Genomic DNA, 10,036 nt, shown 5'->3' with positions numbered 1-10,036 from the left:
CCGTCGATCACGCCGGTGATGTCGGCGATCTTGGTGGAGGACTGGTTGATGTCCTCCATCGTGGCCACCACCTGGTGCACCAGGTTGCCGCCGCGTTCGGCCACCTGGGTGGCGTTCTGGGCCAGCTGGCTGGCCTGCTGGGCCGATTCGGCGCTGTGGTGCACGGTGCCGGTCAGGTGCTCCATCGAGGCGGCCGTCTCCTGCAGGTTGCTGGCGGTGTGCTCGGTGCGCTGGCTCAGGTCCAGGTTGCCGTTGGCCACCTCGCTGCTGGCGGTCAGGATGCTGTCGGCGCTGTGGCGGACCTGGCCCACCAGGCGCCGCAGCGACTGCTGCATGTCGGCCAGACAGGTGATGAAGGCGGACACTTCGTCGCGGCCTTCACGCGGCAATTCGCCGCTGAGGTCGCCCGCGGCGATGCGCCGGGCGGCCTCGCTGGCCTGGGTCAGGGGACCGAGGATGGAGCGCAGGGTGAAGACCATCATCACGCCCACCCCGCCCAGCACCACCACGAGCAGGGCCAGGCTGGCGCCCATCTGCACCTGGGTGCGCGTGCGGGCCTCGTCGCGGGCGGCTTCGGCCGTGGCGCGAGACTGCTGCCCCCAGCTGTCGAAGGCCTTCTGGGCGGTGTCCAGGTCGCCCTGGGCCTGTCCGGCGTAGGCATAGGCGGCACTGGCGTCGATCTTGGCGTCCACTACCTGCTGCAGCACGTCCTGCAGGGCGGTCACATGGGCCTCGAAGCCCTTGATGCCCTCGGCCAGCGTGGCGTCGCTGGCCATTGGCTTGAGGTCCTGGCGCAGGGCGGCCACGGTCTTCTTCCACTGCTGGAAGAACTCGTCGGCGGTCACCGCGTTGCTGCCGTTGAGCATGGTGGCCTGCTCCAGGCGCTGCATGCGCTCCATGGAGAACAGCACGCCATTGGCGGTGTCCAGGCTTTGCAACTGCTGGGCCATCAGCTGGTCACCCTGCTCGCGCACGCTGCGGAGGGTCCAGACCGACCACAGCACGATGACGAGCATCAGGAATGCCAGGGCCGCCAGGCCGGCGCTCAGGCGCAGCCGGATGCTGAATTGACGAAGGAGTTGGTTCACGGCAGTTCCCACGACAAAGAGATAAGGGCTTACACCGGGTCATCGGCGTCACCCGTGGGGACTTGAGCTTGATCAAAGCGCTGTCCCCAAGATAAAAAAGCCCTGCGTGCCCCGGGGGACGCGCAGGGCGTGACCGGGTTCAGCTCAGAAGGTTTCCCAGTCGTCGTCCGAGGGGGCGGTCGAGGCTTCCACCTTGGACGGTGCGGGCCGCTGCGGTGTGGGGGGCGCCGCGGCCGGAGCCCGGGGAGAGGTCGGGGCTGCGGCGCGTGTGGCCGGTGCGGCGCTGCGGGGGGCAGCCACCGGGGCCTGTGAAGGCGCCGCGGGAGGCGGCGTCAGCGCTGGGGCGCGGGGAGGCGCTGCGGGCACCACGGCCGAGCTGCTGTCCAGGCGGAAGCGCGCCACCACGTCGTTGAGCCGGCCGGCCTGGTCTTTCAGGCTTTCTGCCGAAGCGGTGGACTGCTCCACCAGTGCCGCGTTCTGCTGGGTCATCTGGTCGAGCTGCACCACGGCGCTGTTGACCTGGTTGATGCCCTTGCTCTGTTCGGTGGCGGCGGTGCTGATCTCCTGGATGATGTCGTTGACGCGCTGCACGGAGGAGACGATCTCGCCCATGGTGGCGCCAGCATCCTGCACCTGGCGGCTGCCGTTCTCGACCTTCTCGACCGAGGCGTTGATCAGCTGCTTGATCTCGCGCGCGGCCTCGGCCGAGCGGCCGGCCAGGCTGCGCACCTCGCTGGCGACCACGGCGAAGCCGCGGCCCTGCTCGCCGGCCCGGGCGGCTTCCACCGCCGCATTGAGCGCCAGGATGTTGGTCTGGAAGGCGATGCTGTCGATCACGCCGATGATGTCGGCGATCTTGTGGCTGGCGTGGTTGATCTCGTCCATGGTCGTGACGACCTGGGCCACCGCGTCACCACCGCGCTGGGCCACCTGGGCGGCCGAGCTGGCCAGGCCGCTGGCATGGCCGGCGGAGGCGGCGCTGTCGCGCACCGTGGCGGTCAGCTCCTCCATGGCGCTGGCCGTCTCCTCCAGGTTGCTGGCGGTCTGCTCGGTGCGACCGCTGAGGTCGGCATTGCCGGCGGCCACCTCGCGCGAGGCCATGTGGATGCGCTGCGAGCTGTCACGCACCTCGCCCACCAGCGTGCGCAGGGAGCGCTGCATGTGGTCCAGGGCCCGCAGCAGTTCGGCGGTCTCGTCCTTGCCCTGGGCATGGATGGCACGGGTCAGGTCGCCGTCGGCGATGGCCAGTGCGATGTCGCGGGCATGGTGCACCGGACGGGTGATGGAGACGGAGTTCAGCAGCGTCAGCGGCGTCACCACGATCAGCACCAGCACCATCACGGCGCCGAAGGACCACAGCAGGTGGCCGGCTTCGGCCTGGTACTGGGTCTGGTTGTCGGCGATGTCCTGGTCCACCAGGGACTGGATGCGATTGACGCCGTCTTCGATCGCGCGGATCTGTTCACGGGCGGCGGACAGGGACTGGTTGAGTGCCACCGAATCGGTGGCAGCGCCCTGGGCGAAAGCCGTGGTGACGGCGCTGGCGTAGGCCTCGACCTTTTGCAAGGTCTCGCGTACCACGGCGTTGTCAGCGTCCTCCTCGCCCTCCAGCAGGGCGTTGAGGTTGCGCTTGAGCTGGTCCTGGGCGTCCTGCCACTGCTGCTTGTCCTGCGCCACCATGTCGGGCGAGGCATGGTTGATCACCATGCTCTTCTCGAGCTGGTGCACCTGGCCCAGGGCCGTGCGGATGTTGCTGATGTCGTGCAGTTCCTTGACGGAGTGGCTCATCAACGAGGCATTGACGGCCGTGAGTCGGCTGCAGCCGACGTAGGTCGCCAGGCTCAGCAGGGCGAACAAGCCCAACACGGCGACGATCGCCCCCTGCATTCGCAGGCGGATCGTGAATCCTCGCATCCATTGCATCATGGTGAAAAAGTCCTTGGGTGATTCAATGAACGATTTGCCCGGCGCTGCCGTGCTGCTTGGCCAGACGGAAGCGGCCGACGATCTCGCCGAGCTGGTGGGCCTGGTCCTTCAGGCTCTCGGCGGCGGCGTTGGATTCCTCGACCAGCGCCGCGTTCTGCTGGGTCATCTCGTCGAGCTGATGGACGGCCTGGCCGACCTCGGAGATGCCGGCGCTTTGCTCGCCAGTGGCCGCCGTGATCTCGGCGATGATGTCGGTGACGCGCTGCACGCTTTGGACGATCTCGGCCATCGAGCGGCCGGCGCTGTCCACCAGTGCGCTGCCCGATTCGACCCGCTCGACGCTGGTGCTGATGAGTTGCTTGATCTCGCGGGCGGCTTCGGCTGAACGACCGGCCAGGCTGCGCACCTCGCCGGCCACCACGGCAAAGCCGCGGCCCTGTTCCCCGGCGCGGGCGGCTTCCACCGCGGCGTTCAGGGCCAGGATGTTGGTCTGGAAGGCGATGCCGTCGATCACGCCGATGATGTCGCCGATGCGCTGGCTGGCCTCGGAGATCTTCTGCATGCTCTGGACCACTTCCTGCACCACCTGGCCGCCGCGCTGGGCGGTGTCGGAGGCGGTGTGGGCCAGTTGGTTGGCGGTGCGGGCGGCATCGGCCGTCTGGCGCACGGTGCCGCTGAGCTGTTCCATCGAGGAGGCGGTGCGCTGCAGATTGGAGGCGGCCTGCTCGGTGCGCTGGCTCAGGTCCATGCTGCCCGAGGCGACCTCGCTGCTGGCGGTGGAGATACCGTCGGTGGACAGGCGGATACCGGTCACCATGTCGTGCAGGCTGCCCCGCATGCGCTGCATGGCGTGCTGCAGGCGGCCGATCTCGTCCTGGCGATCAACGCTCAGGTCAACCGTGAGGTCGCCCTCGGCAATGGCTTCCACGGTGTCGATGGCATGGCGCATCGGCTGGGTGATCGAGCGGGTCAGGGCCCAGGCGATCCAGGCACCCATGCCCAGGGCCAGCACCGCCATGCCGATCATCAGCTGGCGGGCATTGGCCGCAGAGGCCGCGCCGTTGCGCTGGGCCGCATCGACCTCCTGGTTGAGCACCTCTTCCAGGTGATTCATGCTGGCCAGATAGGCGTCGGCGGCGGGCAGCAGGCTGTGGTCCACCTCGGCCGCTGCGCCGGCGTCACCGGACTTGAGCAGGGCCAGCACTTTCTTGCGGGTGCCCAGGTATTTCTCGCGGGCGCCACCAATCGCTTCCAGGGCCCGGCGACCGCCGTCGGAGAGGGCGCTGTCGCTCAGCTTCTTCTGCAGCACACTGATCTCGGTGCTCGTCGCCTTCATCTGGGGCGCCAGGTAGGCGTCCAGCTGAGGGTTGTTGTCGGCCTTGGCCAGTGACAGCGCGCGGGCCAGGTTGACCTGCGTCTGGCCCCGCCACTGCTGGGCCAGGCTGAGCTGGTCGTTGGTCGCGTCCACCGCGGCCTGCAGCAGCAGCTGCTGGCGCATCTGCACCAGCCCCAGCACCGTGATGCCCAGCAGCAGGGCCAGCGTGGCGGTGAAGCCCAGGCCCAGCCGGACGCCCAGGGACATGCGGCGTGTTGACATGGCCGTCTCCTTCAATGTCTGTGACATCCGCACTCAGTGACGTGAACGGCGGACCAGGGCGCCGATGTCCAGGATCAGGGCCACACGGCCATCCCCCATGATGGTCGCGCCGGAGACGTCCGGGACCTTGCGGTAGTTGGCTTCCAGGTTCTTCACCACGACCTGTTGCTGGCCGAGCAGTTCGTCCACCAGCAGGGCCACACGGCCACCTTCGGCTTCGACGACCACCATGATGTTGGAGGACTTCTCGAAGTCGAAGCGGGGCACCTCGAAGACACGTTCCAGGTCGATGACCGGCATGAATTCGTCGCGCACCTCGACCACGCGGCCGGAGTTGCCGATGGTCTTGATCATGTTCGGGGCGATCTGGAAGGACTCGACCACCGAGGACAGCGGCAGGATGTAGCACTCGTCGCCCACCCCGATGCTCATGCCGTCCATGATGGCCAGGGTCAGCGGCAGGCGCACCTTGACGCTCATGCCGTAGCCTTCGGCGGAGTCGATCTCCACCGTGCCGCCCAGGGCGGTGATGTTCTTCTTGACCACGTCCATGCCCACGCCGCGGCCGGACACATCGGTCACCTGCTCGGCGGTGGAGAAGCCCGGCGCGAAGATCAGGCCGTAGACCTCCTGGTCCGTCATGGTGTCGGGCGCGTCGATGCCGCGTTCGCGGGCCTTGTTCAGCAGCTTCTGGCGGTTCAGACCGCGGCCGTCGTCGCGCACCTCGATGACGATGGAGCCGCCCTGGTGAGAGGCCACCAGGGTGACGGTGCCGTGTTCGGGCTTGCCCTTGGCCACGCGGTCGGCCGGCAGTTCGATGCCGTGGTCGCAGCTGTTGCGCACCAGGTGGGTCAGCGGGTCGGTGATCTTCTCGACCAGGCCCTTGTCCAGTTCGGTGGCTTCACCCTGGGTGACCAGTTCGACCTTCTTGCCCAGCTTGCTGGCCAGATCGCGCAGCATGCGGGGGAAGCGGTTGAAGACCATGGACATCGGAATCATCCGGATCGACATCACCGCTTCCTGCAGGTCGCGGGTGTTGCGCTCCAGGTCGGCCAGACCCGACAGCAGCTGCTGGTTCAGGGTGGCGTCCACATTGCGGCTGTTCTGGGCCAGCATGGCCTGGGTGATGACCAGTTCGCCCACCAGGTTGATCAGCTGGTCCACCTTCTCGACCGAGACCCGCAGGGTGGTGGAATCCATGCCGCCGCCCTTGGCCTCGGCCTTGGGCGTGGCCTTGGGCGCCGCCGCCGCCGGTGCGGGGGCGACCGGTGCGGCCGCGACCGGCGCGGCCGGGGCGGGGGTGCTGCCCGCGGCGGCACCAGGCGCTCCCGGGGCGTCGTCGAAGAAGCCGTAGCCTTGCTCCTCGGGCTGGGCGGACCGCTCGGGGGCCCCCGGGGCACCCTCATGGAAGCCGTAGCCCGGGCCCATCGGCAGGAGCTGCATGGCCTCGCGGGCCACGTGGAAAGTGAACAGATCCAGCAGATCGTTGTCGCTGGTGGTGGTCACGATGCGGAAGCGGCGGATGCCGTCGGCGGCATGGCCGGCGTCCAGCGGTTCGATCGTGCCGAGATTGGTGATTTCCTTGAACAGCTCGGCCAGGTTGTCGGCCTGCTCGGGGTGCTCCAGCGGGCCCACGCGCAGTTCGACGGCACGCGCACCATTGGGCACGGCCGACGCTGCGGCCACCGGGGCGGGTGCGGGCGCCACCGGGGCCGGGGCGGCCGCGGTCGGTGCCGGAGCCGGCACGCTGCCGCCCTCGGCCATGGCCCGGATGTGGGCGACCAGGGCAGAGGTGTCCGGTGCCTCGGCGCCGGAACCCTGATGGCGGGCCAGCAGGGCCTTGAGTGCATCACCGGCTTCCAGCAGCACGTCCACCATCTGGGCGGTGGGCTGCAGTTCATGGCGGCGCAGCTTGTCCAGCAGCGTCTCCATCTGGTGGGTCAGCTCCGCCACGTCGGAGAAGCCGAAGGTGGCCGCACCGCCCTTGACCGAGTGGGCGCAACGGAAGATGGCGTTGAGTTCCTCGTCGTCGGCGGCGCTCAGATCCAGCTCCAGGAGCTTCTGCTCCATGGCTTCCAGGTTCTCGCCAGCTTCTTCGAAGAAGACCTGGTAGAACTGGGTCAGGTCAATGCCATCGCTGGTGCCGTGGTCATGGGTGGTGTCGGCCATGGGTGCAAGTTCCTCGTTGTGTCGTGCTTCTCGGCGTAAGGGGGCGGACCGGTCGGTCAGCGGATCACTTTGCCGATCACCTCGATCAGCTTGGCCGGATCGAAGGGTTTGACCAGCCAGCCGGTGGCGCCGGCGGCGCGGCCGGCCTGCTTCATCTGGTCGCTGGACTCGGTGGTCAGGATCAGGATCGGCGTGGCCTTGAATTTGGGGTTTTCACGCAGCTTCTTGGTCAGGCTGATGCCGTCCATGCGGGGCATGTTTCTGGTCGGTCAGCACCAGGTTGAAGTCACGCTGATTGGCCTTCTCCCAGGCGTCCTGGCCATCCACCGCTTCGACGACATTGAAGCCGGCGTTCTTGAGGGTGAAGGCCACCATTTGGCGCATGGAGGGGGAATCGTCAACGGCGAGGATCGAATGCATGGCAGTTCTCCGGGGGCTGTTCTGAATGGGGAGGTCTGGGTGCGAGATGGGTGTCAGAAGAGTTCGATGGAACCAGCATCCATCTCATCCTGCGTCACGGGGTTGGGGCGGCCGGGGCCGTCCTCGACGATGGTCGAACCGTCCTCGTCGTCATCGCCCATGGCATCACGGGCAATCCGGTCGGCACAGCTGCGCAGACGCTTTTGCGTGTGCGAGATCAGCTGTGTGGCCATGTCGTGGAACTGCAGGGCCGTGATGGCGCTGGCCAGCCCCTGCATGGCGGAATGAAGCGCGCCGTGGTCGATGTCGGGCAGCGCCGACATCACGCGCAAGGTGTCATTGAGCTGCGAGCTGGCGGCATAGAAATGCGAGGACAACGTCTCACTGGCGTCGTCCAGCAGGCGCTGTAGGCGTTCCAGGTCGTTGCTGGCCACCATCAGGTGGTCCTGCAGATCGGCCGCCGCCAGCAGGGGCAGAGGCATGCCGCCAGAGGCAGCAGCTTGGTGTTCCGTCATTGGCATCGTGGCTCCAAGACACTCGTTTTGTGTGTCCCAACCGCGCTGAGTCACCGGCAGACCGGTGGCTCCGCAACGCTGTCGGGGAGTTGCAGATCATTTTTCGGCACGAGCTCACCATTTATTGAACGAATCACGGCATGTTTCCGGGCGTATTTCTGGTCCTAGGGCCACTTCGGGGTCTTGCGCCCTGGGAGATACTTCGTGCCATGGCTGTTGAAGATCCACCCCGCCGCGTTCTTCGGGTGCTCCATCTGGAGGATTCCGAGCTCGACCATGAACTGGCGCTGGCCTATCTGGCGCGCGGCGGACTGAACGTGGACGCGGTGCGGGTGGACACCGAGCGCGAGTTCCGCGAGGCCCTGTCCCAGTCCTGGGACCTGATCCTGTCGGACTTCAACGTGCCGGGTTTTTCCGGGCTGAAGGCGCTGGAGATCGTCCGCGAGCTGGGCGTGCTGGTGCCCTTCATCCTGGTGTCGGGCGAGATCGGCGAGGACGTGGCCGTGCAGGCCATGCGCGATGGCGCCAGCGACTACCTGCTCAAGGGCAACATGGCCCGCCTGGCCCCGGCGGCCGAACATGCCATCGACGCCCACGAGGCCCTGAAGGCACGCCAGCGCGCCGACCGCGAGCTGGCCGAATCCCGTCAACGGGTCTCGGAGCTGGCGCAGCATCTGCAGACCAGCGTCGAGATGGAGCGCGCGGCCATCGCCCGCGAGATCCACGACGATGTCGGCGGCTCGCTCAGCGCGGTCAAGTTCGACCTGGCCTGGATGGCCCGCCAGCCGGGCATCAGCCCGGAGCTGCGTCAGCGCATCGACAGTGCGATGGAGACCGTGACCCATGCGCTGGAGGCCAGCCAGCGCATCATGCACAACCTGCGGCCGGCCATCCTGGAGCAGGGACTGGTGGCGGCGTTGCAGTGGGTGGCCAACCGCTTTGAGCGGCGCACCGGCGTGGCCTGTGTGTTCCGCACCAACCTCGACAACCAGGTGAGCCTGCCGGCCGGCGTGCCCCTGGTGGCCTACCGGGCCGCCCAGGAGGCCTTGACCAACATCAACAAGCACGCCCAGGCCACCCGGGTCAGTATCGACCTGTCGTTGGCGGCCGGCGTGCTGTCGCTGGAGGTGAGCGACAACGGCCGGGGCCTGACCGACGAGGACCTGGCCAAGGCGCGCAGCTTCGGCATCCGCGGCCTGCACGAGCGGGCCTCCACGGTGGGGGGCTGGGTGGACCTCTCCAGTAGCCGGGCCGGGACGACGCTGATACTCTCGATTCCTTTGGACGAGGGGGCTGCGGTGCAGGAGGAGGATGGTTCCGAGTCGGACCTGCTGGATGACGCCGCACACGACCCGTCCACCTGGGGAGAACCATGACCCGTGTGATCATCTGCGACGACCACGCCCTGATCCGGCGCGGCATCCGTGACACGCTGGCCGACGCCACCGACATCGACGTCGTCGGCGAGGCCGGCGACTATGGCGAGCTGCGCACGCTGATGCGCCAGCACAGCTGCGACGTGCTGGTGCTGGACATCAACATGCCCGGCCGCAGCGGCCTGGACGTGCTGCACGTGCTCAAGGACGAGGGCAACCCCGTCAAGGTGCTGGTGGTCAGCATGTACCCCGAGGACCAGTACGCGCTGCGGGCCCTGAAGGCCGGTGCCCATGGCTATGTGAACAAGGGCGGCGACCCGGCGGTGCTGGTGCAGGCGGTGCGCACCGTGTCGCAGGGGCGCAAGTACATCACCCCCGAGATCGCCCAGCTGCTGGCCGAGAACATCGGCAAGGACCAGGAGACCGAGGCGCCGCACGAGAAGCTCTCCGACCGCGAGCTGCAGACCCTGGTCATGATCGCCAGCGGTAAGCGGCTGTCGGACATCGCCACCGAGCTCACGCTTTCGCCCAAGACGGTCAGCGTCTACCGGGCCCGGGTGCTCGAGAAGCTGGCCCTGGCCAACAACTCCGAACTCACCGTCTACGCCATCCGCAACGGCCTCGTCGGCGAGTGATGTCGGCACCCGGCACGGGGAGACCCGTGCCACCCTCCGAGAGGGTGTGTCACCGAAGGATGGCTGGGGCTCAGGTTCATGGCGCGCGGTAAAGCCACACCGGCTTGCCGGCCACGGTTTCCAGCCGTGTCACCGGCGTCAGTTCGGTGGCCTCTAACTCCAGGCTGACCAGCCAGGCCTCGGGCTTCAGTTCGCGCCGGGCCTTGACCACGGCGCGGGGCATGCTCTCCGGGCGCTTGAACAGGTAGACCATCTGGTAGCACGACCAGTCCACCGTCCATATGTTCCCACGCCGCACCTGGGCCAAGCC

At 67.7% G+C, this 10,036-nt stretch carries 7 protein-coding genes and 2 pseudogenes; 2 read left to right on the top strand and 7 right to left on the bottom strand.

What is annotated here, in order from left to right; all coding sequences use genetic code 11:
* The 6 genes and pseudogenes from I73_RS30205 to I73_RS23445 form a co-directional block, all read right to left on the bottom strand.
* A partial coding sequence (locus tag I73_RS30205; RefSeq protein ID WP_022982854.1) for a HAMP domain-containing protein occupies positions 1-1,088 on the bottom strand: 1,088 nt, incomplete at its 3' end.
* 144 nt (positions 1,089-1,232) lie between these two features.
* Positions 1,233-3,002: a methyl-accepting chemotaxis protein gene (locus tag I73_RS23465; protein WP_085944645.1), complete on the bottom strand. Its 1,770-nt coding sequence runs from the start codon at positions 3,000-3,002 to the stop codon at positions 1,233-1,235.
* Positions 3,003-3,036: 34 nt separating this feature from the next.
* A complete protein-coding gene (locus I73_RS34650) occupies positions 3,037-4,611 on the bottom strand; it encodes a methyl-accepting chemotaxis protein (RefSeq protein WP_022982852.1) in 1,575 nt (524 codons plus the stop codon).
* 33 nt (positions 4,612-4,644) lie between these two features.
* The gene (locus I73_RS23455; RefSeq protein WP_022982851.1) at positions 4,645-6,780 is read right to left on the bottom strand and encodes a chemotaxis protein CheA; all 2,136 of its coding nucleotides are present in this window, start codon (positions 6,778-6,780) and stop codon (positions 4,645-4,647) included.
* A gap of 56 nt (positions 6,781-6,836) precedes the next feature.
* A pseudogene (locus I73_RS30195) lies at positions 6,837-7,200 on the bottom strand (response regulator).
* A gap of 53 nt (positions 7,201-7,253) precedes the next feature.
* Complete coding sequence (locus I73_RS23445) at positions 7,254-7,682, bottom strand: hypothetical protein (RefSeq protein ID WP_234409593.1); 429 nt, start codon at positions 7,680-7,682, stop codon at positions 7,254-7,256.
* A gap of 242 nt (positions 7,683-7,924) precedes the next feature.
* Here I73_RS23445 and I73_RS23440 point away from each other — a divergent pair, with 242 nt between their 5' ends.
* Positions 7,925-9,091 carry a histidine kinase gene (locus tag I73_RS23440; protein WP_022982849.1) on the top strand — a complete coding sequence of 389 codons (1,167 nt, stop codon included), beginning with the start codon at positions 7,925-7,927 and terminating at the stop codon, positions 9,089-9,091.
* Positions 9,088-9,726 carry a response regulator transcription factor gene (locus I73_RS23435; RefSeq protein WP_022982848.1) on the top strand — a complete coding sequence of 213 codons (639 nt, stop codon included), beginning with the start codon at positions 9,088-9,090 and terminating at the stop codon, positions 9,724-9,726. The genes I73_RS23440 and I73_RS23435 overlap by 4 nt, the downstream gene beginning before the upstream one ends.
* 76 nt (positions 9,727-9,802) lie before the next feature.
* Here I73_RS23435 and I73_RS33560 read toward each other — a convergent pair.
* A pseudogene (locus I73_RS33560) lies at positions 9,803-10,036 on the bottom strand (class I SAM-dependent methyltransferase); the annotation flags it as partial.

It is taken from the genome of Ideonella sp. B508-1 (assembly GCF_000333615.1).
Classification (GTDB): domain Bacteria; phylum Pseudomonadota; class Gammaproteobacteria; order Burkholderiales; family Burkholderiaceae_C; genus Ideonella.
Note: the sequence above shows the minus strand (reverse complement) of the source record. Positions and strands in the feature narration are given on the sequence as shown.

Excerpts from the sequence above, each read along its gene's own strand:
- I73_RS34650 (WP_022982852.1), bottom strand. The coding sequence starts at position 4,611 with ATGTCAACACGCCGCATGTCCCTGGGCGTCCGGCTGGGCCTGGGCTTC.
- I73_RS23435 (WP_022982848.1), top strand. The coding sequence starts at position 9,088 with ATGACCCGTGTGATCATCTGCGACGACCACGCCCTGATCCGGCGCGGC.
- I73_RS23440 (WP_022982849.1), top strand. The coding sequence starts at position 7,925 with ATGGCTGTTGAAGATCCACCCCGCCGCGTTCTTCGGGTGCTCCATCTG.
- I73_RS23465 (WP_085944645.1), bottom strand. The coding sequence starts at position 3,002 with ATGCGAGGATTCACGATCCGCCTGCGAATGCAGGGGGCGATCGTCGCC.
- I73_RS23445 (WP_234409593.1), bottom strand. The coding sequence starts at position 7,682 with ATGCCTCTGCCCCTGCTGGCGGCGGCCGATCTGCAGGACCACCTGATG.
- I73_RS23455 (WP_022982851.1), bottom strand. The coding sequence starts at position 6,780 with ATGGCCGACACCACCCATGACCACGGCACCAGCGATGGCATTGACCTG.